Source organism: Tautonia rosea, from assembly GCF_012958305.1.
Taxonomy (GTDB): domain Bacteria; phylum Planctomycetota; class Planctomycetia; order Isosphaerales; family Isosphaeraceae; genus Tautonia; species Tautonia rosea.
The window spans coordinates 424,920-449,529 of record NZ_JABBYO010000005.1; the positions used below are offsets into that span (position 1 = coordinate 424,920).

Annotated in this window: 18 protein-coding genes; 8 read left to right on the forward strand and 10 right to left on the reverse strand. The window is 60.9% G+C overall.

Annotated elements, in window-relative coordinates; all coding sequences use genetic code 11:
* Window positions 1-88: 88 nt before the first annotated feature.
* The 6 genes from HG800_RS11340 to HG800_RS11365 all read right to left on the reverse strand — a co-directional run bounded on the left by HG800_RS11340 (window position 89) and on the right by HG800_RS11365 (window position 8,445).
* Complete coding sequence (locus tag HG800_RS11340; RefSeq protein ID WP_169976724.1) at window positions 89-1,354, reverse strand: hypothetical protein; 1,266 nt, start codon at window positions 1,352-1,354, stop codon at window positions 89-91.
* Between the two features lie 601 nt (window positions 1,355-1,955).
* Window positions 1,956-2,150: a hypothetical protein gene (locus tag HG800_RS11345; RefSeq protein ID WP_169976725.1), complete on the reverse strand. Its 195-nt coding sequence runs from the start codon at window positions 2,148-2,150 to the stop codon at window positions 1,956-1,958.
* A 385-nt stretch (window positions 2,151-2,535) separates the two neighbouring features.
* Complete coding sequence (rnr, locus tag HG800_RS11350; protein WP_169976726.1) at window positions 2,536-4,809, reverse strand: ribonuclease R; 2,274 nt, start codon at window positions 4,807-4,809, stop codon at window positions 2,536-2,538.
* Window positions 4,810-4,883: 74 nt separating this feature from the next.
* Complete coding sequence (locus HG800_RS11355; RefSeq protein ID WP_169976727.1) at window positions 4,884-5,885, reverse strand: 3'-5' exoribonuclease YhaM family protein; 1,002 nt, start codon at window positions 5,883-5,885, stop codon at window positions 4,884-4,886.
* 202 nt (window positions 5,886-6,087) lie between these two features.
* The gene (locus tag HG800_RS11360) at window positions 6,088-7,371 is read right to left on the reverse strand and encodes a hypothetical protein (protein ID WP_169976728.1); all 1,284 of its coding nucleotides are present in this window, start codon (window positions 7,369-7,371) and stop codon (window positions 6,088-6,090) included.
* Window positions 7,372-7,830: 459 nt separating this feature from the next.
* Entirely contained in the window at window positions 7,831-8,445 is a 615-nt protein-coding gene (locus HG800_RS11365) for an FHA domain-containing protein (protein WP_169976729.1), read from the reverse strand.
* A gap of 149 nt (window positions 8,446-8,594) precedes the next feature.
* On the opposite strand from HG800_RS11365, the gene HG800_RS11370 reads away from it, so the two are divergent.
* Together HG800_RS11370 and HG800_RS11375 are read left to right on the forward strand one after the other, a co-directional pair.
* Window positions 8,595-9,386 carry a class I SAM-dependent methyltransferase gene (locus HG800_RS11370; protein WP_169976730.1) on the forward strand — a complete coding sequence of 264 codons (792 nt, stop codon included), beginning with the start codon at window positions 8,595-8,597 and terminating at the stop codon, window positions 9,384-9,386.
* A 21-nt stretch (window positions 9,387-9,407) separates the two neighbouring features.
* Window positions 9,408-10,268 (forward strand): alpha/beta hydrolase, encoded by an 861-nt coding sequence (locus HG800_RS11375; RefSeq protein WP_169976731.1) that lies wholly within the window; start codon window positions 9,408-9,410, stop codon window positions 10,266-10,268.
* Window positions 10,269-10,333: 65 nt separating this feature from the next.
* On the opposite strand, the gene HG800_RS11380 is transcribed toward HG800_RS11375, so the two are convergent.
* Both HG800_RS11380 and HG800_RS11385 read right to left on the reverse strand, forming a co-directional pair.
* Complete coding sequence (locus tag HG800_RS11380) at window positions 10,334-13,135, reverse strand: heparinase II/III family protein (RefSeq protein WP_169976732.1); 2,802 nt, start codon at window positions 13,133-13,135, stop codon at window positions 10,334-10,336.
* 138 nt (window positions 13,136-13,273) lie between these two features.
* Window positions 13,274-13,555 (reverse strand): hypothetical protein, encoded by a 282-nt coding sequence (locus HG800_RS11385; protein WP_169976733.1) that lies wholly within the window; start codon window positions 13,553-13,555, stop codon window positions 13,274-13,276.
* A gap of 209 nt (window positions 13,556-13,764) precedes the next feature.
* Here HG800_RS11385 and HG800_RS11390 point away from each other — a divergent pair, with 209 nt between their 5' ends.
* Complete coding sequence (locus HG800_RS11390) at window positions 13,765-15,741, forward strand: S9 family peptidase (protein WP_169976734.1); 1,977 nt, start codon at window positions 13,765-13,767, stop codon at window positions 15,739-15,741.
* Here the strand turns inward: HG800_RS11390 and HG800_RS11395 are convergent.
* The gene (locus tag HG800_RS11395) at window positions 15,730-17,436 is read right to left on the reverse strand and encodes a glycosyltransferase family 39 protein (RefSeq protein WP_169976735.1); all 1,707 of its coding nucleotides are present in this window, start codon (window positions 17,434-17,436) and stop codon (window positions 15,730-15,732) included. The two genes, HG800_RS11390 and HG800_RS11395, sit on opposite strands and share 12 nt — an antisense overlap.
* 133 nt (window positions 17,437-17,569) lie before the next feature.
* A complete protein-coding gene (locus HG800_RS11400; RefSeq protein WP_169976736.1) occupies window positions 17,570-18,142 on the reverse strand; it encodes a hypothetical protein in 573 nt (190 codons plus the stop codon).
* Window positions 18,143-18,622: 480 nt separating this feature from the next.
* On the opposite strand from HG800_RS11400, the gene HG800_RS11405 reads away from it, so the two are divergent.
* The 5 genes from HG800_RS11405 to HG800_RS11425 all read left to right on the forward strand — a co-directional run bounded on the left by HG800_RS11405 (window position 18,623) and on the right by HG800_RS11425 (window position 24,572).
* Window positions 18,623-20,986 carry a carboxylesterase family protein gene (locus HG800_RS11405; RefSeq protein WP_169976737.1) on the forward strand — a complete coding sequence of 788 codons (2,364 nt, stop codon included), beginning with the start codon at window positions 18,623-18,625 and terminating at the stop codon, window positions 20,984-20,986.
* A gap of 221 nt (window positions 20,987-21,207) precedes the next feature.
* A complete protein-coding gene (locus tag HG800_RS11410; protein WP_169976738.1) occupies window positions 21,208-21,528 on the forward strand; it encodes a tetratricopeptide repeat protein in 321 nt (106 codons plus the stop codon).
* Between the two features lie 122 nt (window positions 21,529-21,650).
* Window positions 21,651-22,967 (forward strand): M20 metallopeptidase family protein, encoded by a 1,317-nt coding sequence (locus HG800_RS11415; protein WP_169976739.1) that lies wholly within the window; start codon window positions 21,651-21,653, stop codon window positions 22,965-22,967.
* A 29-nt stretch (window positions 22,968-22,996) separates the two neighbouring features.
* The gene (locus HG800_RS11420) at window positions 22,997-23,575 is read left to right on the forward strand and encodes an HD domain-containing protein (protein ID WP_169976740.1); all 579 of its coding nucleotides are present in this window, start codon (window positions 22,997-22,999) and stop codon (window positions 23,573-23,575) included.
* 154 nt (window positions 23,576-23,729) lie between these two features.
* The gene (locus tag HG800_RS11425; RefSeq protein WP_169976741.1) at window positions 23,730-24,572 is read left to right on the forward strand and encodes a 3-keto-disaccharide hydrolase; all 843 of its coding nucleotides are present in this window, start codon (window positions 23,730-23,732) and stop codon (window positions 24,570-24,572) included.
* Window positions 24,573-24,610 lie beyond the last annotated feature (38 nt).

Here is a 24,610-nt window from a genome sequence, read left to right on the forward strand (position 1 = left end):
CCGCATCGCTTTGCATCAAGAACGGCCCTGGCGAGTTCATCTCGCCAGGGCCGTTCTTCGTCTCCGAGTCAAACTTGGAAATCAGCACTTATGGGCATGTCAAACACGAGGGCGCAGCCACAGGAACCATTGAGGTCACTGTCACCGGAACCGGACGCGCTACCACTCGGGGAACACATCGCTGGACGGTGACGGGGACCTGTTCTTCCACCAGAAACGGAACCTGACGCTCCGCAGTTTCGGTCACATAACGGACCTGACGGACCGGAACACGCTCGACTCGCTCCTCGGTGACGTAGCGGCAGGTGGTCACCGGAATGCGTTCTACACGCTCCTCGGCCACCATCCGGGTCATTTGCACCTGATACGGCTCGACTCGCTCCTCGGTGACGTAGCGGCAGGTGGTCACCGGAACGCGTTCTACACGCTCCTCGGCCACCATCCGGGTCGTTTGCACCGGAACCTGTCGCACACGAGTCTCGGCCACGTAAGACGTTTCCGAAACCGTGCGAACAACCGGCCGGGACACGAACACCCGTCGCGAGACCGTTCGAGGAGGACATTGAACCGCCACTGTCGCATAAGCTCTCTTCTTGTGGTGCAAAAATCCGAGCAACCCACGAGGCTGAGAGCACGGATCCACCGGAACCGGAACGCGACGCTGGACGATCGGTCCGGGGACCACCTCCATTTGCGTCTCGAACGCACCGCACTCCTGCACCACTTGACGTTGTGTGACCACCGGACGCATCACCCGGTAGGTCTGCTCAACCATCGACGTTTCCACGACCGGACGCATCACCGTGTATCGACGTTCGTGCTCGGCCGTCTCCATCACCGGTCGCATCACCTGATAGCGACGCTCTCGCTGCTGGGTCTCGACCACCGGACGCATGACGGTAAACCGCCGTTCACGTTCGGCCGTCTCGATGACCGGTCGCATCACCTGATAGCGACGCTCTCGCTGCTGGGTCTCGACCACCGGACGCATGACGGTAAACCGCCGCTCGTGTTCCGCCGTCTCGTAAACCGGACGCGTCACCTGATAGCGACGCTCCTGCTCGACGGTTTCCACGACCGGCCGCATCACCTGGTACTGCTCGGTCCGGTAGGCCGTGCGGAACCGGGTCTGCATCACCGTGGTCGGTTGGACTTCGTAGACCGTCTCGTAAACGGTCTGCATCACGGTTTCATAGCGCGGGGCCATCGCCACGACGTCAATCGTCTGAACCACGGGCGCGGCAAAAATGCGATATGAAGCGGCACCGCAATACGTGGCCCCTGCAGGAGCCGTCGTCCCCAGAACGAGCAGGGCCAGCGCGGCGAGCCGCGTCAATCCCTGACTCTGTGACATGATCGTTACCTCCGAGCCGCCGGGCGGCTCTCCTCGCTGGTGCATGACTCAGTTGGCAAGACTCTGGTGCGATCGGAGAAAGGAACCATCCCTGGAGGATGTCTCCGCTCGCTCGCGATCGTCGATCCCCCGAATTCCTTCGGGACAATGCGATGATCGTGTCGAACTCTCCAAGCCAATATAACATGGGCAACTTGGATCGTCGGGAGAAAACACCCTGCCTCAACTGCCCAAAACCCTCACAGCCCGCACATTTTTCCTATTCTTCGGATTGGCGCGGTGATGCTCAGAAGGTTGGGCCGCGAATCGAGGCAACGCCGACCGGGACTCAAGCCGTTCCGACCAGACGATTCCCGGCTCTCGAATGCCAGACGCAATTGGGATGCCTTCCGCAATCGAGCACTCACTCGATTCCCTGAACTTCCTGCTGTAGAACAGGTTCGGCCAATTCCATCGTCCTTCGTTGTATCAAGAATCGAGCGCACTTGCGTTCAATTCGTGTCATTTTTGCTCGATGGAGCCCGAAGCCTCTCCGACCAAATCCACCCGCCGCTCCCCTGTCCTGGGAAGAACCCAACTGTGTTTCTCCTCAAGGATCAAGTCAAAGGGGCACCCCGTCCCAATCTGGCATCGAGCCCGCTGGCCATAAAATTACCTCCCAATCTGCCAAACCACTGATAACATGAAACGAATCTTCCCGTTGTGGCGTTAATTTCTCAAAAAATTTTTGAAACACGTCTTCCAAAGCAAGTGCTTCTGCCTTATGCTGCGGGATAGCGACAATGCCCGGAATCAATCACTCTACTCCGATCTCTCCGATGGTGGAGAGCAACTTCGTGAGGGGGCGCTGCGATGTCGCACGATCGGTCCACGGTTCTTTCAGTGCGTTTCGAATCGATCGAGCTTCCCTCGAATGCCTCCTTGACAGAGTCATTCGGATGCTGGGAATGCGACAGTCCTTTACATTTTTCTCAGCCCGATCCGGAGGATCCCAATCGCCTCATTGGGGCTTGCGGAGACTGCGGGCACTGGTATCTCATCGAACGGCCGGAAATCGAATCCAGGCTGCTGATGCTTGAGCTTCCCCATCTCACGATCCCAGACATGAACGTGCTAGCACACCTGCCTCGCTCCCAGTCGGGAACGGACCGATCATTGCAGGCCGGAGCCTGAAGTATCGCTCAGGAACCTCGTTTCCGACGCCCTTTTTTTCCGGGTCGAGGCGACCGACCTCCCGGTCCCTTGGCTGGAAGCGTTCCCCGTCGTAGCGATCGTCGCGCCGGGCGTCGTGATTCCGGCAGTGACGACTCTTCAGGAACCTCCTCACTCAGGACGAGATCCAATTCTCGTCGGTCGATATCAACCCGCCAGACCCGAACTTCGACCTTATCTCCCAGGCGGAACCGCTGACCACCGCGGCGCCCTACCAGTGTATGAGTCTGTCGATCCAGATCGTAGTAGTCACTATGTAAGCTTGTCAGATGGACCAGGCCTTCGACCGGCAACTCGACAAGTTGACAGAAGAACCCAAAATCCTCGACTGCAATGATCACGGCGTGGAAAGTCTGACCGATCCGAGTGCTCAGATACGTGAGCAGCTTGATCCGGATGAGTTCTTGCTCGGCCGCCTCGGCTCTTCTCTCGGTTCGGCTGCAATGCTCGGCCAGTGCCACGAGTTCATCCGCCGTTTCTTTCGGCCGTTTTCCTCCAAGCTTCGCAAGCAGGGCGCGGTGGACCTGAAGATCCGGGTACCGACGGATCGGTGAAGTGAAGTGACAATAATCGTCGAGTGCAAGGGCGTAATGCCCTGCCCGCTCTGCGGTGTAGTGTGCCCGCTTGAGGCTTCGCAGTAGACCAAAATGCACGGCATAACGTTCCGGCTGATCGGCCGAAGCATCAAGCACACGTTGCAACTCGAAGCGGCTTTGAGGACTGTCGATCGAGTAACCCAGACTCCGGGCGAACTCGGCAAAGTCTCGAAGTTTCTCCGGCTGAGGATCGTCGTGTCCTCGGCGCAGAAAATCGATCGTCCGCTCGTTGAGGAACTCGGCTACGGCTTCGTTGGCCGCAAGCATGAACTCCTCAATCACCTGGTGGCTTTCGTCGTCTTTCGTCAGGTGAGCCCCAACCACTTCCCCCTCATTGCCGAGTTCAACCTCGACCTCGGGCATATTCAGTTCAAGTGCTCCTTTCGCAAACCGGCGTTTGCGCAAGATCATGGCCAGGCTAAGCATCTGACAAAGCTGCCTATGGACCTGAGTGGAGACCCCTTCAATCTCCCGGTCCGGATTCATCATAGCCTCGTACGCGTGTTCATAGCTAAAGCGTTGATCAACCCGGATCGCGGATCGGACGAACCGGGCGTTTGTGCGAACTCCGTCTTCATTGAATTCGAGTAACGCACTGACGGTATAGCGAGTCTTCCCCTGCTGGAGGCTGGCCAGGCTGTTGGAGAGAATTTCGGGAAGCATTGGAACAACGCGATCGGGCAAATACACGCTATTTCCGCGTTGCTTCGCCACCCGGTCCAGATCCGAATTCGGGGGTACAAAGTGCGAGACGTCCGCAATGTGGACCCCCAGTTCCCAGTATCCCCGATCGTCCCGTTTCAAGGTGATCGCATCATCAAAGTCTCGGGCGGTGGCCGGATCAATGGTGACGGTCAGTTCATCTCGTAAATCGAATCGCCCCTCGACATTCTCCTCATCGAAGTCTCGGGCCTTCGCACGCGCCTCAAGAAGCACATCCTCGTCAAACTCATCCGGGATGTTATAGGCCCGAAGCACCATCAACGTATCGACACCCGGCTGGCCTCGGGGACCAAGAACTTCCGTGATTACCCCTTCCCCTTCCATTTCGGCAGAAGGGAAGCGGACCATCTCGATGACCACCTTATCGCCCGGTCGAGCCCCCTTGGCTCCCGGATCTCCCACGAAAATCGGTTCCTGAAAGGTGGTCTTGTCCACCCGGACCACGCCGAATCCGTCGCGTTCCTCGTACGTCCCGACAAAGACCCCCGAGGCCCGTTCTATCACTTGCAGAATTTTGCCCTCATGATTCATCCCCGGGGTCCGGGCTTTCCGGGTGATCTTGACCGCAACCTCGTCGCCAGTCGAAGCGTCGGCCGAGTTCTTGATCGGAATGAAAATATGATCCGAGCGATCCGTCGCCCCGAGGGGTCGGACGAAGCCAAACCCCTTCGAGGTACGCCGAAAGGTTCCGATGATGGCACCTTTCGCTCCCTTCGTGACCGCGACGGAGGATTTCTCCAGTGTCTTATCTTTGGCGAGGACAAGCGTCCCCTGTCTCACCAAACGTTTGGCAGCCTTGCGAAACTCGGTGTATTCATCAGGCGGGAGTTTGAACGACCGAAAGAGCGCCTTGACCGTCATCGGTTGGTAGTCGGGACGAGAGACGGCACCGATCACCCTCGACTCATAATCCGGGATCGACATGAGCTCGCCCTCAGGGTCGCAGGATGGTCCGAAGCCCCTCAATGCTCGTTCCGAGCAGCCGGCTTGGCGATGAGTCAGAACGAATCCTCACCATTCGATTCCTCCTCTCGGGAGGGCGATCCTTTGTACACGCGATGCCCGACGCTCGGATCAAACGAGGTCCAGGTCGATCCGGCCGCAGGGTCGTCTCGGATCTGTCGGCAGTAGGCGAAGACCTTGGCGTCAAAATTGTCGAGATAGTGCAACGCAATCGCCTCGGGAGTCATCGGTGGTTTCGGACTCCCGAATTCCGGCGGCCCGTGATGGCTAACAATCATGTGCTTCAGTCGCATCACGAGTTCGTCAGGAAAGGCCTCTCCGGTCAGATCAACCGTCTGCCGAACCTTCTCGTCGAGCAAACCGACCCCCAGCACCAGATGGCCAATCAATTGACCTTGATCCGTGTAGCCAAACGCTCGTTCGTAATCGAGTTCGAGAACCTTCCCCAGGTCGTGCAGAAAGATCCCCAGAATGAGCAAGTCCCGATTCAATGCCGGATACAGGTTGGCGATCCGATCTGCCACCTCCATCATCGTCAGGACATGTTCCAGGAGACCGCCCTGGTATGCATGGTGAACTCTGACTCCGGCCGGAGCACTGGTGAAGCGCCCAAGGAATTGCTCGTCAATCAAGAAACACTCGGCCAGGGCCCTCAAATGAGGATCGGAAACGCCCATCAGCAACTGTCGGAGCCTGGCCGTCATTTCGGCAACGCTTCGAGTGCCTTGAGGCAAGAATTCCCCCAGGTCGAGCGGCTCAGACGGGGTCGGTTCCAGTTGCCAGAGAATCAGCTGGACCGACCCTTGAAAGAGTTGAACCTTTCCTTTGGCCTTTACATAGTCGCCCGTTTCGAAACTTCGGGCCTGCTCCTCGGAGGCATTCCAGAGCCGGGCGCTGATCGTTCCTGAACGATCTCGAAGATCGAGTTGCAGATAGAGTTGGCCCTGGCGATTCGATCGAAGTTGTTTCTCGGCGACGAGGAAAATTTCATCGACCGACTCACCGTTGGTGAGCTGTTTGACGTAGCGGCGCGTCATGGTGCGGGCAGTCGGTTGGGGCAGTGCGGCGGCGGGTTGCGACGGGACGTTCGGTCCCCGGTCGCGAAGCCCCTCAACAAAGGTCGGGTTTGGGTCCACGCGATCGAGAAGGCTGATTCTAGGCCCCCTTCAACCAACGGGTCAAGCCGACCAGACCCGCCCCCAGGGGTGCTCGTCCGGGGGCGGGGTGGGACGTTCGGGATTATCGACGCCCGAGCGAATCGCGTAACGCCTGTCGAGCGGCCAGCCGAGCTTGCAGATCAACCGGTTGGGGACGAGCCACCCCGATCGGCGAATGCGCTTCTCGGTTCGGGAATCGGTTGACCGGCCGTTCGAAGTTCGGCGTCCGGCGCAACGCCTGGCGAAGCTCAATCGGACCGGGTTCCCCGTCCGTCGGGAAGGGAGTCGGAGTACCGGTCGGCGTGTCAAACGGAGGGTAGGGGAACGGGCGATCCGGAGGTGAAGGGAGACCAATCACTCCGGCTGGCGGCAGTCCGAGCCCTGAGTCGCTCACCATCCGGGCCAGTTGCAAGTTCATCCCATTGCCGTGATGCGAAGCCTGGGCAACCTCCATTGTCACCTGGTCGATTACCACTCCCACGTAATAGGGAGCTCCGCCCGCAGGCAAGGCCACCGGCAGGACAGCGTCGAGGAAGACGACGTTTGGTGGATCCACCAGGTTCACATCACCCGGGACAAAGTTTTTCGTGGGAGCTTGCGACAACGGCAAAATGTTGTCGACCGTAAAGGTCCCCAGCACCGTGTCGTCTGGACTGAACGTCGTGTCTTGCGACGCCACGACCTGCACGATCACCGGCCCTTGCACGTTCGACGGTGCCCCGCCGTAGTTGGCGACCTTCACCTGAGGAACAATCGTATCCCCCGGATTCATCACCGGGGGCAAGCCCAGCGCAATAGCCTGCAAACGCGGCTGGTTCGGCACAATCTGGAAGGACTCGGCCTGACGCAGTACATTATTGGTGCGATCGAGGTCACGAACCTCTCGGTTCGGATCGAGTTCTAGCGTAATGAAGCCGGTCTGGCCCACCGTGGGGAACCCAGGCGGGGGCATGTCGGGAAGGGTGAAGGTTCCCGTCACCTGGGCCAGCCGATTCTGGGGAATCGCTGGAACATCGATGGTTCCCAGCAAAACGCGATTCCGAGACGGACCATGCCCTCGGCTGTTGAGGTAAACGAAAATTTCCGAGGGGCCGGCATCGGCCGTGCTCGTTGAACCCGGAAACTGCGCGAGTGGTTCGGGAATCGAACTCTGACCGAGGTTTGACACCTCGACCGTCACTGAGATCGGTCCACCGTAAGCCCCGACCGGCCCGGTGTACGAATCAGCGATTGCTAAATCAGGAATCGAAAAGCCCAGGGGCGTATAGGCCAGCAACTGCCGGCCTTCGAGGGTCTCCAGCGCGACCGGGGCCGATCGCCGTCGGGTTTTCCGCTCGCTGCCCCGCCGCGGGTGTCGCTCGGTCATTGCAACCACCTCTCACTTCCCGGCGGCCGGGGGCAACACGCCCCCGTCCCTCCAAGTCGCTCGAATCTCAATGGGGTGTCAGCCCGGACGGCGAACCGACCTGCCAAAACCTGACATGGTCGTACTTCGAGACCCGGAACCGACGAACATTTCGCTGCTCGTCTGTTGCTTCGTCCGATCGAGCCTGCCGACTTGGATCGAATTCCAAAACGTCAGCGACCGAAGTTCGTTTCCTGACAACAGGTTGCGAGACACCGTCAGCACCGAATGCCCCGATCAACCCGATTACGACGCCACCATCGATTCTACCGACACTCCACTCCCATTCCTTTTCCCGATCACCCCCGATGCCTCGATACGCACCACGATCGAACCCTCGGTGTGCGATCGATCCCGATCGACACACCCGAGGGCTTTCGAAGAACTTCAACGTGACTCAGGTCCCGCAATCGAGAACCCTTATCGCCGGTCGTGACGAACTTCTTCCTCGATCAGCTTGAAGAAATCGTCATCTTCGAGAGGGGCAGAACTCGGCCCCTGAGCCTCCGTCTGCTCCTCCACGGGGTCGACAGGATCAGGCTCAGGGAAGGCCTCACGGTCAGCAGGAGCGAACGAGTCGGATTTGACGCGAGGAGGTTCCTGTTTTGCCTTCGGTCGCTTCGATTCCGAGAACCCAGCCAGTTCCATCAAGGACGTGGGCTTGTGTGTGTCTCCCTCCTTGATCGCCTCTTCCTCTTCGAGAAAATGCTGACTATCCATCAGTGGAGCTGCCGGCTCATACTCAATGTGGAAGAGGTGATTGGCGATGGCCAGTTCATCGTCGGGCATGATCCCCTGAACTCGGTTCAGCTTCTGCCCGTTGATCTTGGTGCCGTTGGTACTTCCGAGATCGCGAACGTGCCACGTCCCGTTGATAAAGGACAAAACGCAATGACGACCCGAAATGTTCTCGAAATCCAGTCGGATATCGCTTGAAGGACGACGCCCCACCGTCATCTCTTTCTTCTTCAGCGGAATCGGGTCGCCACCGCCAAGGGGCTTCATCAGTCCCAGAAGTTTCTCTTCATGCATCATCTGGCTCCCGATGTCGCAGAGACTCCCAACAGCTCTGTCGATCGACGCCGTAGCGCCCTCAATGTCCCAGGCTAGCCATCTTCCGCCAGGACTCGCAACCCTCAGGCTCCCCTTCTTGAGGACGAGCTTGAGGGTTGGATCGACAGACGATGGTCAGTACGATTTGTTACGACGAATTCGAACGATCGGGACACTCTTTTTTTTTCGATGAGCTTGCGACCGATCATCCCTCAATTTCCCTCACGATCGAGGAACCTGGTGTGCTTCCGCGAGTGCTTGAACCCGAGGTGATGGATACCCCCGAGGAGGCCCACGACTACGACGCCATGGACCACGCCGAGGTCAACGCCCGCTTCGTGAGCGATCTGATCACCTATCATGGCCGTTCGCCCTCGGGAGAATGGCTCGACGTGGGGACCGGGACCGCCTTGATCCCGATTACTCTGTGTCAACGCGTTGAGTCATGCCGGATTGTCGGGACTGACCTTGCCGAACAAATGATCCTGCTCGGCCTGCAGAACGTGATCGCTGCGGGCCTCAGTCATCGCATCCGGCTCGATCGGGTCGACGCCAAGGCCATGCCCTACCCCGACCAGTCCTTCGAGGCAGTCCTCAGCAACTCCATCGTCCACCATATTCCCGATCCGCTGGCCGTCCTGGCTGAAATGGCTCGACTCGTCGCTCCCGGCGGCACGCTCTTCGTGCGCGATCTCACCCGACCGAACAGTCAGAACGAGCTCGATCGCTTCGTCCAGCTCTACGTCGGGCAGGAACCCGAACACGCTCAGGCCATGTTTCGAGACTCCCTCCACGCCTCTCTCACACTCGTCGAAGTCCAACACATGGTTGCGTCGCTCGGCTTGCCTCAAGACGGGGTTCAGATGACCTCCGATCGCCACTGGACATGGACCTGGCGGCGGCCGACTCGACCATTGACCTGAGGCGCCAGGAGTCGCTCCGCGATGGCTTCGATCCCTATCCCTCTCTTCCCGACCCCCGCCGACCTGACTATCCCCTGCCCCGGTGGTCCAAATCTCAAGGCCTGGCACTGGCGAAGCCCTCAACCTCAGGGCGTCCTCTTGCTCTCGCATGGCCTGGGAGAGCATGCGGGCCTTTATCGCACGTTGGCCGAGTACCTCGTAACCACGCTCGAACTCGATGTTCTAGGCGTCGACTTTCTGGGGCATGGCCGGAGCCCGGGTCGTCGCGGCCATCTCGCCCATTACGAGCAATTGATCGACAACCTTGATTCGGCGATCCAGTGGGCGAAGCAAGAACGCCCTGGGCTTCCCCGATTCCTCCTCGGCCACTCCAACGGCGGCGTCGTGGCCGCTCAGACCGTGTTGCGTTTTCCTGATGCGGTCGATGGGCTGATCCTCTCGAACCCGGCCTTTCGATTGAAGTACCGCCCCCCCTGGCACAAGCTCGCCATCGGCCACACCCTGCGAGTCATCGCCCCCTGGATCACCATCAGCGGGGCCTTACCCATCGAAGACCTCTCGCGAGATCCACTCCAGCAGGTCCAGCTCGCATCCGATCGACTCATCCATACCCGAGTGGGCGCTCCTCTGTTCTTTGGAATGCTCAATGCAGGGGAAGACGCGCTGGCCAAGGCTTCGCAGTTCCAACTCCCGTTGCTGCTGATTGTCGGGCCAGACGATCCAGTCATCGATCCCGACACCGGTCTGGCCTTTTTCGACCGCTACGGTGGATCGGAAAAGACCTTGCTCGCCCCTCCTGGATTCCGTCACGATCCTTTGTTCGAGAAGGATCGAGGACGAATCTATCACGGACTCGCCAACTGGCTCCTGTCGAGACGATGATCCCAACGACTTCTCGTTTCGGATAGATGCGTCAGCGACTCCCGACCTCGCGGGCCGCTCGACCCTTACTTCAATCGGTCGGATCGTGCGATCCGAGGCACAATGAATCGGTGCGGCCCCTTCACCGTGACATTCGGAAACTGATAGTAGTTCGCCTCATCGGTCTCTGATTGGAGCAAGAACCCCGGCTCTTCTCGAACGACGATTCGCCCCCGACGTTCAGGCCCGTTCTCCGCGTGGTCAATCGTCCATGCTCGTGCGACATCCCCTCCATGAGAGATGATCAACGTCCTCCCGGCCAATCGCTCCGGATCGGCAATCAGGCCCTCGGTTTCAAACCAACCGAGTCCTCCCGAGCCGGGCGCTCGCACAACCTTGCGGATTCTCCCCTCAACCCGTTCTTGTTCGACCCGAATCCCTTCGTACGATACGAAGGTGCCGCCGACCAGGGTTATCCCTTCGGATCGAACTCGGACGAGTAATCCGTCGGTATTCAGGACCGTGCCGTCCGTGAATCGAACCGATTGAGGCGTACCCGGACTTGTGTTGAACAGAAGGAACTCGGTTCCGGTCACCGTCTCCAGCACAATCAAGATCGTTCCTTCCGGAGACTCCACACGCCCCACTCGCCGGATACCCGAACGATCCGGAGGTTCGTAAAGGGTCACAAACGTCGACTTCAGTGCTTCCGGTTCATGAGACGACTTCCGAAGGATCAGGACCCCCCGATCCTCTTCCGAAAGATCGGGAGCATGCCCCGTATACAGGGTCGCCTCGCCGCGATTGAGCAAATGCAACCGGATCAAGGGGCCCGACGGTCCGTGTAACTCAGCGAAGGTTGGACCCTCGATCTGGCCGTTCTGAAGCTCCGAAAACGCGCCGAATGCCTGAAGAAACCAACGACCATCCTCTACCCTGGCGTTGGGGACGTAGACGATCGAACTCGGCAACAAGGTTTGGGGCCCCGGTTCGAGCGGTTGGATGGTCCTCCAGTACGCCGAGGAGTTCGGCGGCGCATGATAGAGCGCATCATGCTGATGCCCACCATGCACCTCGAACACACCAACCGCGAACCGAACCTGTGCGTCGTGCACCACCGCCAACGTATGCCGATAGCGAGTACTGCTCGCCGGATAGGCTCGCGGGTCACTCATGGTGACCACTTGCAGATCTGATTCCGCGGCAAAGAACAGGATATTGCTTCCGGGGGCTGGCCTTCGTGCTTCGGCCGGAGATTCGCGCTGGTTCAGTCCGTTGAGGATCACCAGATTGTGGGCAGCCGACGACCGCTCCCAACCGCTCGTGGTGGGGCCGTAGTCGTCCAGATCGCCGAGAACCGTCCGCCCTCCAAAGGCCAGTCGCATGCCAAGCCGATCGTATCGTGCCTCGCCGTAATCGGAAAAACCCCGTAGCTCCAGATCGATGGCCGAGTCCCCCTCTCCGGTCGAAAGCCTCGCCAGTCCGGCACCTCCCAGAAGAGTCGGCGCACGAGTCGGCTCTCGGATCGACATGGCCGGCCAGGAAACCTGCTGAACCTGTTCGACAGCCGGGTCCACAATCGCCGCGTCTCCAGCCTTTCGAGCCAGTGGGATCAAGGCCGCCAGTGATGCCCCCGGTCGGTCGACCTCTGGCGATTCCGCCAGAGCGATTGGATCAGAACCGGTGACCACGGTGGGAGCCCTTGCAGTCAATCCTCCCCCGACCGTGTCCAGTTCCGGCACGAATCCTTGAAACCAGCCATCAATTAACCCGAGAACACGCCGATGTGCTTCCGGATCAACCGATTTCCAGTGCCCATCGTGATAAAAACCTCGACGAGCCAGGGCATCGAGCGTTCGCAGGCCCGCGGATCTGAGTTTCGGATCATCCAGCAAGTGACCCACCGCGAGTAATCCCCTTGCTGCGTAGAGGGACTGCTCGTCATGCGGGTCGGGATGCCCGAGAAGAAACTGCGCCGAGGCTCTGAAAAATTCCTCCTCGATCACACGGCGCGGCTCTGGCTCGCCCAGCAGTGTCCCCGCCTCGCCAATCGCCGGGTCATCGCGGAGGATCGCATAAGCGATCACGAGATTCATCGGGACGTTCAACGCCCCGGATCGGTCCCATTTTGCCGATCGGAACTCTTCTCGGTAGGGTGGCTTGAGGTTTGCCGGCTGAAAGAATTTCGGCTGGCTTGGATGATCAAAATGAACCGCGTACTCCGGATAGACCTGAGCAAACCGGAGCAAGATTACCGCGGCCAGGGTCGCCACCTTCGGATCGCGGTCTTCAGGGATTGCGTCCCGATGGCGGATGGCCGCATAGAGTGCGAACCGCGCGAGAAACGTCCGAGCAAGATCGTCTCGCTTCGCATCCAGGTATATCCGTTCCTGGGGATATCGGGCCCGATTCCCTTCGACAAGGTGGTACGGGTATTGGTGCGTGACACCTTTCAGCACCTCAACCGCCTGCGACGGAATCGCGTTGTTCACTTTCGTGGGGATCGTATCGTTCGGAAAGCTCGCTTCACAGTTCCGGCAGGTCAGGAGTTCCGGCGATCGGACCGACCAGGAGAAGGTCTCTCCCGTCTCTTGAGCTTCGCACGCGGGACATCTCACGAAGTAAAAGCCCGCTTGACTGGGCACCAGATCGGCCACCGCCTGGGGTTCGAGCGCAAGCAGCGCCTCGACATCCGGATCAGACCAGAACTCGTCTTGCCAGGGAGCCGGCAGCGAGAATAAGGCGAAGGGATCAGCATCGGGAAGATCGGCAACCGATTGTGCCTGGCTGATCGCCGCAACGCCAAGACCAGCCAGAACGATCAAGACCCGGACCGCCTTCGGGGCGATCGGATTGAGACGAGGATTCTGAGGATGGTGGAAGGTCATGGGGCGGGATCCTTCCCGATTCGAAAGGGGGGCGAACCGTCCGAATCAGGCGACACCTCGAAGCATCGCGGGACGGTGTCCGGGCAGTCCGTCCTGAACTGCCCGGCAATTCAACTGAGTGAGCAGTGATTATGCCGATCAGGCCACAGGGATCAATTCCGTATCGAGACGGCCCTCGATTAATTCATAAAGCTGCATGGTGCCGACCTTCTCCCCCGCTCCGAGTTTGACCCTGGCCTGACGATCTCTGGCCCGTTCCAGCTGGCCCTCGGAATGGAAGCAACAGTAGACTCCGTAATTTCTGAGCTCCTTTTGAGTTCCGTCAGTCCAGGGTGCGGCCACTTTGTGGATCGCGGGCCGATCACAGCCCTCGACATCACAAACAGGCGTATAGTGATAGAACAGGCTCGGATGGCTCATCGGTCGATTCCTCTTTCGGACGAGCCGCTTGCCGCAATGCGTGTCGGTCCTCCGATTGGGCCGAGATCCACGCGGCGACGGGGAGATCAATGACGTGGTAAGAACCGCAGAACCCCGTCATCATGAATTGTAGGACGTGGCGACGAATCTCCCAAGGACAACTGACCGCGAATCGGGTGCCGGGAATCGTTTTTTCAGGAGCTGACTTCATGGAAGGCCTGTGGTTGACCCCGTTGCTTTGGTGTCTGGGGCTGATCGCTCCGACTCAGTTGGGCCAACTCAATCCTCCAGCAGCGATCACGACGGAGGGGGTGCCCCCGATCTCCAGGACCCTCGAACGCGCGTTGGCCCCCTACCGGACGGTACCCGGTTTTGGCTTTGAGGGCTGGCTGGGAGACCGTCGGGAGTTGCTCATTCGGGCCGGTGCCGCCCCCTCCGGTCAGGTCTTCAGTGTCGTCACACCAGGTGCACCCCCTCAGCAGCTTTCACGGCTCTCGGCCCGCCTGCTCGGGGTCGAGCCTCGGCCCGGCCGCAACCAGTTTGTGGTGCTTTATGACACCGAAGGAAATGAATCCGTTCAACTTGCGTTGATTGACACCCGGGTGGGCCTGATCGGCCGCCTAACCGATGGCCACTCCCGCCACAGCGAGCCCCGATGGAGTCGAGATGGTCGAAGCCTCGCTCTGACCGGCGACGCTCGCAACGGCCGGGACTTCGATGTGTACCTCATCCGACCCGACGATCCCGAACCCACTCCCATTCTTCTGGCCGAAGCCGAGGGCCTGACCACGGTGGAAGATTGGTCGCCCGATGACCGTTCGGTGGTCACGGTCGAGGTCAATGCCGGACATGACGTTCGCGTGCGGACGATCGACGTGGAATCGGGAGCTTCGACCGTGATCCTTCCAGGTCCCGGCACTTCGGGCGTTCATAGCCCCGCCTCTCCTCGGTGGTCTGCCAATGGCGAGTCGATCTTCCTCACCGTCTATGACGGCGGAGAATATCGGCGCCTTGCCCGACTCGACCTCGCTTCCGGAGACCTCCAGATCCTCTCAGACTCGATTGAGACAGATGTCGAATCCTTCGCGGTCGCCGACGACGGCAAGACCCTCGCGGTCACGGTCCACGACGATGGCTACTCATCGCTTCGGATTCTCGACGCCGAAACCGGTAAGGAACTGGCTCGTCCTGACGTTCCTGACGGTCAGATCGACAGCCTCTCGTTCCGCCCGGGTTCCAACGAGGTCGCCTTCAATCTCGAAACTCCCCGGGAGCCGTCACAGGCCTACTCCGTCATCGTTTCCACGGGTGTGGTCGTTCGATGGACGCGAAGCCTCCCCGGCAGTACAGGGGTTCGCATTCCTAACTCTCCGGAACGTTTGCGGTATCCGTCCTTCGATGGTCGAGAGATTCCCGTCTTCATCTTCCGTCCTGATCCCCGCCGATTTCCCGGCCCTCGCCCTGTGCTGATCGACCTGCATGGTGGACCTCAGGCCCAGGCTCGCCCTTCGTTCCTGGGACCCGACGCCTACATCGTCTCCGAACTGGGGATCGCCCTGGTCGTTCCCAACGTACGAGGCTCCAGCGGGTATGGACTCTCCTACCTTCAGCTCGACGATCGTGAACATCGCGAAGATGCCGTCCGAGATATCGGGGCGCTCCTCGACTGGATCGCCCACCAGCCTGAGTACGACCCGAATCGGCTCGTCATCCGAGGAGGGTCCTATGGCGGTTATCTCGTGCTTGCCTCAATGGCTCGATTCGGCGACCGCATCACCGCGGGCATCAACCTCGCGGGCATTTCGGACTTCGAAACCTTCATGGCCGATCAACCACCGTTACGGCTCGACCTCCTTCGTCTCGAATTCGGCGACGAACGCGACCCGAACACTCAGGACTTCTTCCGGACCATCTCCCCGCTCCGACGCGCCGACCAGATCACCAGCCCTTTGCTCGTCGTCCAGGGGCGAAACGATCCCCGCGTCCCGGTCGCCGAGGCCCGCCAAATCGTCGATGCCGTCCGAGAGAATGGTGTTCCGGTCTGGTACGTTCTCGCCGAAAACGAGGGACACGGCTATTCTCGGGCCGAGAATCTCGAATTCCTTCGAGCCGTCGAGGCGACCTTCCTGGTCGAGCATCTTCGGAAGACCCGATTGCCCGTCGATTCCGAGCCTTCATCCCCCTGAGCGTTGGGCCAGGCGATCATCATCCTGCAAAGGCACATACTCGAACACGAGGAATCGCTCTTCCCTACCCATCCCGTCGTCAACAATGCCGCCGTTGACCGTGTAGGAGCGGACGTCTCGAAGCTCGAAGCAAAGGCCGATGACATCCAGCCAGGCCGCCAGGCCCAGATTGAAGCGGGGATCGTCGTTGTAGATGACAATCCGAAGCGGGTGCTCCTTCGACACCCGATCGAGTCGCGGCCGAGCAGGGTCCTGATCGATCGGCAAGGCGATCGCACGGTTGGAAAGGTACAACTCCAGCCGACCGAGCCGCCAGTAGGTCCCCTCGAATGTTGTCCCTCTCATGGCTCGACTACAACCCACCTCGGCCCCTCGGGCCACCTCGGGCCAGAACCATCGGGCGAAATCGCGAGTTCGCTGATCTTCTCGTGTGCGATATGGGTGGACCAGATCCGTCGTCAGCAGTCCCAACCCGATCACGGCCAGACCCACCAAGACCTGCGTCAACCGTCGCGCTCGATCCCCTTCCATCACGAACCGATCCAGCAGCCTGGCCGCTCCGACGCCGATCATCACGCAGAGACTCGGCGCGATGTGCTGCATCGTGCGAGCCGACCCTCCATACGGGTACTGCCCCAGCATTGAGGCGAGGAAGGTCATCCCGATCGGTGCCAGCAGGATCGCCACGAGCCCCCGACTCCCCGTCTTCCAGAGCGCAATCAGACCAAGAATTGCCAACACCGTTGAGACAAGGCTCGCCCCTTGCTCGCCTCCAATCGGATAGCCGAACGCCTCCCCCACATGGGTCAGCAGCAACCACTGCGGCATCCGAAGCGGCTTGTCCATCGGTGGAAATGCCGCGGACCAGTAACCATCGCGATAAGTCGACGAAACTGCGTCGCTCTGATCGCCCGTGCTGAGTGCATAGACTCCCAGAAAGGTCAGACCGACCACCCCCAAGTACACGGTTCCAATTCTCCGGAGCTTGAGATCAGGCAGTTCCACGGATCGGGACCAGAGGATCGGCACCATCGCCACGCCGACCCCTCCTGCGACAAACGTTGCCGGATGCGAGCAGATCATCGCCACTGGAGCCACCAGCAGCATAAGCCGGAGGGCTCCCGTCCGTTCCGGCGATTTCAGCCAGACGATGGCCGGCAGCATCACGACCACTGCTGCCAGCAGATCGAACGCATACGGCTTGACCTCTACCGCATGTCGAATCGGCGCGTAGGACACCGCAAACACCGCCACCGCCAGCAGTGCTGCCAACGGGTTGATCGCCTTCCTTGCCATCCAGGCAAAGACGGGGACCGCGACCATCCCGCAAACCGCCGGAGCCAGCCGAAGCGCCCCCTCAGAAGGCCCAAGCACCACCACGATCAGGCGCTCGACCCACAAAAAACCGATTGGTGCAACCTGAGCGAAGGCCAGGGGTTCGATCAACTCCCCGAATCCCCTTCCCAGAAGATTCACCGCGACCATCGCCTCATCGCCCCAGAGCGGGCGATCCGACAAATAGCGAACCAATCGGATCAGAACCCCGAAGGCCACAAACCCGATCAGCCATCGGTGGATGACCTGGGATCGATCGGGTTGCTCAACCACTTCGGACCGCGACCGCTCGACGGCCCCGAACATTCGGCTAGGCTGGAACCGTCGGGTCCTCTCGACTCCTTCTGCAGAGGTCTCCACCGTGATGCCTCCGGTCGCCAGAAGTTCACTCCCCGATTCCATTTCCGGGAGTTCGACTGCTCGCCAAACGGTTCTTTACCCGATCGTCGCCAATCTCGCACCCCGAATTGCCGTCTCTCGGACCGTTCGACGATCACTCTGGTCGGACCCACACAAAATGCCCCACCAGTAACCCCGCCAGGAATGCCAGGAAGAGCGCGATAAGGACAAACATCGACCACGAGAGCACCGCCAGCCGAGGAATGACCACATCACGACTCACCCGAGGCCGCACGATCGCCTCGTTCGGTGTGCTCGATTCCAACGGATCGGGCCGCACTCCTCGCCCCGTGGGATTCTCGTGAAACCTCAAGCCAATCGACTCCGGAACCGGCGGCTCAACCTCTTCGGAACGTCGATCTTCCGCAACTCGAACCCGAGATTCGGGTTGACCTCCCGATCGACGAACCTGCTCGACCTCCGGAAGTTGGCCAGGTTCCGCACGATCCTCGTCCGTGTCTTCGGGGAACATGGTTCGAAGCTCGTCCGAGCTAAGCTCGATGGCGTCAAAAAAACCCGACGCCTGCTGGTTCGCCTCGCCGGGTTCGGGGGGAACACCCGATGATTCCTCGGGAAACTCCGGAGCATGGGTTCCCAGGCCAGCAGCGGTCGAACCGGAGTTCGGTTCCGGGACGACCAGGCTCGTCCCGCATTTCGGACAGTTCACGGCTCGACCCACCCGCGAGGGAGCGACCCCAAGCAGTTGACCGCACCGATCACATCGAAATTTCAATGGCTCGGGGGGCATACCGAAGGTTCCTCTGGGCAAGTCGTCACGAAATAATCCCCTGCATTGCGTCGTCCTTCAGAGTACGACCCCAGACCTTGGTCCGCCAGCGGACCGCCTCGGCTTCCTCCCGATGCTTGACCCTGCCCGACGGGACGACAGAATGGAGCCAGATGACGGGCCCATCGAACCGAAAATCAACGAAATGGTTCCATCGCCGCCCCAGATCGTCGCTCAAGGTGTCGTGTCCGAGAGCCTGAGAGTACCGGTTCGGGGCAAGGGCATCATCGTCTGAAGGGATTCACAGCTTCGCTTCATCCTGGGGCGAGCGGTTCCAGCCTTGATGAAACGGTCGTTTGACCTCGCGACTCGCCTTCGAAGGACGATGTGAGGACGAACGAGGACCCACAGGGAGGCCCCATGATGATTGGTATCCGCCATCGGCACCGGCGGTTCCTCGACCTCGCCATCCTTTGCTCGTCGATGGCCGCCCTGGGATGGTGGACCATGGCGGAGGAGGCCAGGGCCGATCAGGTTGTCCTCAAGAATGGGGGGATGATCCGGGGGATCGTTGAGCGCGACAACGCGATTGTCACGGTCTACGACGGTCTGAAGCGCACCGTGATCCGCCAGACGAAGATCGAGCAGGTCTCTCCCGAACCGCCGACCGCCCGGCAGGAGCTCGAACGCTTCTCGCTCGTCCAGCCGATCGAGGTCCACGGCGGTGAAATGCCCTCCCACGCCCTCAGGATCCGAACTGCCCCCTGGGACGAATTCGGCCAGCGACTATTCGAATATTCCCGGTACTCCGGCCGATCGCTTCGTGCCGAACGGATGAAACAGGCGATCAACGAGATCGGCCCCGACATCGTCAAGTTTCGAGGCATCGACGGCTTCTGGCTCGGCCAGCTCGCCACCAACGAGGTGCCCCGAGACGTCATCCTCGGTCTGCTCGACCGGGTCGATCCGACCAATAAAAATGAACGTTTACGCGTGGCCCGCTTCCTCATTCAGGCCCAGTGGTACGACGAGGCCCTGGCCGAGCTCGATCGCCTCGAATCCTCCTTTCCCGAACTCTCCTCCACCATCGCCAACGTCCGCCTCACGGTCCGCGACCTTCAGACCCAGCGGGCGCTCGACGAGGCCGATCGGCTCGTCAACGTCGGCCAGCCTCGCGCGGCCGAAGCCTTGCTCACGGCCTTCAACTCCGAAGGAGCCTCGATCACCCTCCAGGACAAGGTGGTTCAGAAGCTTAAAGAACTTCAAACCACCCGAGAAGCACACCGCGCCTTCGCCTCCGAGCTGAGATCGCTCCTCGACAACGCCCCTGAGTCGATCCGTCTCGACCTCCGTGCCGAAACCTTCGAGATTCTTCAAGCACTCGCAGACGTCCCCGATGCGGTCGCTCCTCGCCTTGCTCCCGGTCGAAACCGGAACGAGGCTGATGGCTCCCCCATCCCCTCCGAAGTCCGCCTCAGCCGCGCCCTCTCTTCCTGGGTGGTCGGTACCGAGCACGCCATTGATGATCCCGCCGCTGTCCGAGAACTCTGGGAGACGCGTAACCGAATCGTCTCCTACCTTTCCTCAACCGACGCCGCCGATCGCGAACAACTCCTTTCCGAACTCCAAAGCGGTTCGACCGACGACGCAGAGAACGTCCCCGAACCCGCCGACCTGGAACGGATCTCACGGATCATCCGGCATCTGCCCCCTCCGTTTGCCAGTGACGAGGTCCCCGCCGGAGGTGTTCCCCTGATCCGCCGTGTCATCGACGACGTCAACCCAACCCCAACCGAATACGCCATCCTTCTCCCCCCCGAGTATCACCCCCTTCGCTCGTATCCGGCCCTCGTTGCTTTGCACGATGGTCGAGGAGCGCGATCGGCACTCGACTGGTGGGGGCCCGAGGCCGCCCGGAACGGCTTCATCGTCATCGCCCCGGAATACATGGCCCCGGCTGAGTCACCCGACTACCGCTACTCCACCGATGAGCACGCCGCCGTCCTTCTCTCGCTTCGAGACGCACGCAAGCGTTTTTCGATCGATCCCGATCGCATCTTCCTCGGCGGCTCGATGCTCGGCGGCAATGCCGCCTGGGACATTGGCCTGGCCCATCCCGACGTCTTTGCCGGGGTCGCCACCCTGTCGGGAATTCCCGCCAAGCACGTCGCCAAAACCCGAGCCCACGGCGCCTATGTTCCCATGCTCATCGTCATCGGTGATCTGGCGACCGCCTCGACCGAGAGCCTCGTCTTCGACCTGGCCAAGTCCATGATCAGTAAAACATGGGATGTCACCTATGTGGAATACCTCAAGCGCGGCCTCGAACCCCTGCCTGAGGAACTCCCCGCGGTCTTTGACTGGATGAAACATCGGACCCGAGAAACCCACCGCAAGGACTTTGAGGTCGTCGCCTCCCGATCGAGCGACGACCGCTACTATGGCCTTGTGATCCGAGACTTCCTTCCTGGCCGCACCCCGGCCCCGGAAGCGGTCGATCCCCTTGGCTCAAAGCTCGACCCGGCCACCATCACTTGCAAAACCAGTACGCTCAGCAACCTGATGGCTCTGACCGTCAGCGGCATCAATGCCATCGACATCTGGCTCGCTCCCGAGTACTTCGATTTCAACGAGCGCATTCAGATCCGCATCAACGGCAAACGCCTTTTCCACGATCGCGTGAAGCCCGACCTCCGCGCCTTGCTCGAAGACGTTCGGATTCGGGGCGACCGCACCCAACTTTACTGGGCGAAACTCCCCCTCGGCGGGAAACGCCCCGGGTAATGGCTCCTTCGTCACCGCTTGGTGACGAGAATCCGCGCAAGGCACTCCTGACACTCCTTTCGGAATTCGGTCCCTCCCCGGCCCTGCCAGCCTCCAGGCTGATCCTCCATCCGTTCCGATCCATTGCTCCCTCCCTGGCAGGGGACTTCGCGATCGGTACAATGGGTGCCATCGGCTCTCAATCCCGCCACGATTTCGTCCCGGATGATCCGGAGCAATCCATGCCCTCGGCCAATGAACTGTACGATAAGGCTGTCGATTTACGAGACGCTGGAGATAAGGAAGCCGCCATCGCGACGCTGAAGGAAGCGGTCGAGGCGGAACCCGACCATACCCTATCCCATGGACTTCTCGCCCGTCTTTGCGTTGATCTTGGCCAGTTCGACGACGCGATCAAGCACGCCCAACGGGTCGTTGAACTCGAACCCGAAGACACCTTCAGCTACACCGCAATGTCGGTCATCTACCAGCGATGCGGCCGCATCCCCGAGGCTGAGGAGGCGATGGCCAAGGCCCGAATGAAACAGATGGGGCTCGATTGACCCCCGACCTGCTGAGGTGCTCGCATCTCACCGCACGGAATGACCGGGCCAAACCGAGACGTGTCGTCCCCATCCATCTGATCGCTCCACCTCATTCGTTCTCGCACCCCGGAGCCCCACCGATGATCGCGCCGCTTGTGGTGTTGCTGGCCTCGCTCCCCGTGCCGATCTCCCCTCTTTCGGGAGCCGATCCCACCTGGATCGAGACCAATCTTGACGGTCTGATCGACCTCTACCAGCATCTCCACCAGCACCCCGAGCTCTCCAACTTCGAGGAACAAACCGCGGCTCGAATCGCCCGAGAGCTCCACGAGGTGGGCGTTGATGAGGTCTCCCCCGGCATCGGTGGGCACGGCGTCGTCGCCTTGATCCGCAACGGCGACGGTCCGACCGTCCTCGTCCGGACCGACCTCGACGCCCTTCCCGTTGTCGAGGACACGGGCTTACCCTTTGCCAGCACCGTCACCACCACCGACGAATCTGGCGAGACCGTCGGTGTCATGCATGCCTGCGGACACGACGTGCACATGACCTGCTTCGTCGGCACGGCCCGGTGGCTCTCGGAGCATCGAGACGCCTGGTCCGGCACCGTCCTGCTCGTCGCCCAGCCGGCCGAAGAACGCGTGAGCGGTGCCCGAGCCATGCTCAACGACGGCCTCTACGAACGCTTCCCCCGCCCTGATTTCGCCCTCGCGCTGCACGTCGCCTCCGACGCTCCCGTCGGCCACGTCGCCTATTGCGCTGGCCCGGCTCTGGCAAGCGTCTCCAGCGTCGACATTACGGTGAAGGGGAAAGGGGGCCACGGAGCCTACCCCCACCGAACGGTCGATCCGATCGTCCTGGCCGCCTCGCTCGTCATGGAGTTGCAAACGATCGTCAGCCGAGAGGTCGCCCCGACCGATCCGGCCGTCGTCACCGTCGGCTCGATTCAGGGCGGCTCGAAGCACAATATCATCCCCCCCGAGGTCACGCTTCAGCTCACCCTCCGCTCCTACAAGACCGAGGTCATGGATCAGCTCCTCGATGGCATTCAGCGCCGCGCCCAGGGGCTCGCCCACGCCCATAACGCCCCCGACCCTATCATCACCATCGGCGACAACACCCCACCGACGGTCAATGACCCTGATCTCGTCGCCCGCATCGTCCCCGCCCTCGAAACGGCTCTCGGACCCGACCGCGTCATCCCGACCACTCCAGTCATGGGTGCCGAGGATTTCGGCCTTTATAGCCTCGACGGCGCGATCCCCGGCTTCATGTTCTGGCTCGGCACTGTCCCCGCCGATCGCTTCGCCGACGCCCAGAATGGCGGAGAGCCGCTTCCGTCGCTCCACTCCCCATTGTTCGCCCCCGATGCCCGACCGGCCGTTGCAACCGGCATCCGCGCGATGACCGCGGCCGTTGCTGAACTCCTGCCTGCCTCAGGGGTAAAGGATCGCTGATCGTCTTCAACGCAGGGGCACCCCTTTCGATGAGCGTTTCGTACGACGAGGCCTGGAACCTGTTGCACGACTGGACCGCCTCACCCTCGCTGCTCCTCCACGCGAAGACGGTTGAAGCGGTCATGCTCCGCGCCGCCCACCAGTACGGTCGTGGTGCCGCGGATGAGCAGCGTTGGGCAATCACCGGGCTGCTCCACGATGCCGATTACGACCGCTGGCCCGACGAACACCCTCGCCACATTGTTTCCTGGCTGGAAGAACGCGGCGAACCTGAGATCGCCCATGCGATTTCGAGTCATTTCACTCGATGGGGAGTCCCCGCCGAGACTCCCCTCGATCGCGCCCTGCTCGCCTGCGACGAGTTAACAGGCTTTATCGTGGCCTGCTGCCTTGTCCGGCCCGATGGAATCTCGACCCTCAGCGCATCGAGCGTCAAGAAGAAGCTCAAGGACCGCTCCTTCGCTGCCAAGGTTGACCGCGACGAGGTCCGCCTTGGGGTCGAACACCTTGGGGTCTCCCTCGACGATCACATCCGCTTCATCATCGACGCGGTCTCCCCTCACGCGAACGACTTCGGCCTCGGACCCCGTCCTGCCCGAGGTTCGTGACGAGTTCGTCTCCCAGAACGCTTCGCCGATCCCGCCAGTCGGTAGCCCCGTCTGATGATGCCCATTAAAATCACCCTCCTCGGGGCGACGATTGCTCGGCCGATTCGTCGCAGCACCACGACTCTCCCTCGACGCTCAACCGGAGCCGATCGCAATGTTCCCAAGCCTGACCGTCCGCACACTCGCCGCCCTCGGCCTGCTCGCCGGAGGCGCGTTTGCCCTGGAGGCCGCGATGTCGTCGCAGCAAGATGCACCGAAGCTCGGCTACGACGATACCCCGTTCCTCCCTGGTGGCACCTACCGCGTCCACGATGGTACCCGGCCGCAACCCCCCGTGATCGAGCCCGGCACCTCTAGCACCCAGGACGAGCCCGGCAAACCTCCCTCAGATGCGGTCGTCCTTTTTGACGGAACCGACCTGTCCGCCTGGGCCTTACCAAACGGTCAGGAGGCCCCCTGGCTTGTCGAAGACGGAACCATCCGCGTCGCCCCTCGAACCGGATCAATCCAAACGAAGCAGGAATTCGGCGACTGCCAACTCCACCTCGAATTCGCCAGCCCTGAACCCGCCAGCGGGAGCGGCCAGGGACGCGGCAACAGCGGCATCATGTTCTTCGGCCGCTACGAAATTCAGGTGCTCGACTGCTTCGAGAACCAGACCTACCCCGATGGACAAACCGGCGCGATCTACGGCCAGTACCCACCCCTGGTCAACGCCTCTCGCCCTCCCGGCCAGTGGCAGACCTTCGACATCATCTTCAAAGCGCCGAAGTTCAACGACGACGGTTCGGTCGCTGAACCGGCCTACGCCACCGTGTTCCATAACGGCGTCTTACTCCACCATCACACGCCGCTTATCGGCGCCGTTGCCTTCCGAGAGGTCGCCCGTTACCAGCCTCACGGTCCGAAAGGTCCCTTGATGCTCCAGGATCACGGCGATCCCGTCCGATTCCGGAACATCTGGATTCGCGAGCTGAAGGGCTACGACGAGGGTTAAACCAGCCGACGCTCCCGGTTCCAAACCTGAAACAAACA

What these genes read in the sequence shown, in the direction of transcription:
- HG800_RS11340 (WP_169976724.1), bottom strand. Translation starts at nt 1,354, where the DNA reads ATGTCACAGAGTCAGGGATTGACGCGGCTCGCCGCGCTGGCCCTGCTC.
- rnr (WP_169976726.1), bottom strand. Translation starts at nt 4,809, where the DNA reads ATGTCGATCCCGGATTATGAGTCGAGGGTGATCGGTGCCGTCTCTCGT.
- HG800_RS11355 (WP_169976727.1), bottom strand. Translation starts at nt 5,885, where the DNA reads ATGACGCGCCGCTACGTCAAACAGCTCACCAACGGTGAGTCGGTCGAT.
- HG800_RS11360 (WP_169976728.1), bottom strand. Translation starts at nt 7,371, where the DNA reads ATGACCGAGCGACACCCGCGGCGGGGCAGCGAGCGGAAAACCCGACGG.
- HG800_RS11365 (WP_169976729.1), bottom strand. Translation starts at nt 8,445, where the DNA reads ATGATGCATGAAGAGAAACTTCTGGGACTGATGAAGCCCCTTGGCGGT.
- HG800_RS11370 (WP_169976730.1), top strand. Translation starts at nt 8,595, where the DNA reads ATGGTCAGTACGATTTGTTACGACGAATTCGAACGATCGGGACACTCT.
- HG800_RS11375 (WP_169976731.1), top strand. Translation starts at nt 9,408, where the DNA reads ATGGCTTCGATCCCTATCCCTCTCTTCCCGACCCCCGCCGACCTGACT.
- HG800_RS11380 (WP_169976732.1), bottom strand. Translation starts at nt 13,135, where the DNA reads ATGACCTTCCACCATCCTCAGAATCCTCGTCTCAATCCGATCGCCCCG.
- HG800_RS11385 (WP_169976733.1), bottom strand. Translation starts at nt 13,555, where the DNA reads ATGAGCCATCCGAGCCTGTTCTATCACTATACGCCTGTTTGTGATGTC.
- HG800_RS11390 (WP_169976734.1), top strand. Translation starts at nt 13,765, where the DNA reads ATGGAAGGCCTGTGGTTGACCCCGTTGCTTTGGTGTCTGGGGCTGATC.
- HG800_RS11405 (WP_169976737.1), top strand. Translation starts at nt 18,623, where the DNA reads ATGATGATTGGTATCCGCCATCGGCACCGGCGGTTCCTCGACCTCGCC.
- HG800_RS11410 (WP_169976738.1), top strand. Translation starts at nt 21,208, where the DNA reads ATGCCCTCGGCCAATGAACTGTACGATAAGGCTGTCGATTTACGAGAC.
- HG800_RS11415 (WP_169976739.1), top strand. Translation starts at nt 21,651, where the DNA reads ATGATCGCGCCGCTTGTGGTGTTGCTGGCCTCGCTCCCCGTGCCGATC.
- HG800_RS11420 (WP_169976740.1), top strand. Translation starts at nt 22,997, where the DNA reads ATGAGCGTTTCGTACGACGAGGCCTGGAACCTGTTGCACGACTGGACC.
- HG800_RS11425 (WP_169976741.1), top strand. Translation starts at nt 23,730, where the DNA reads ATGTTCCCAAGCCTGACCGTCCGCACACTCGCCGCCCTCGGCCTGCTC.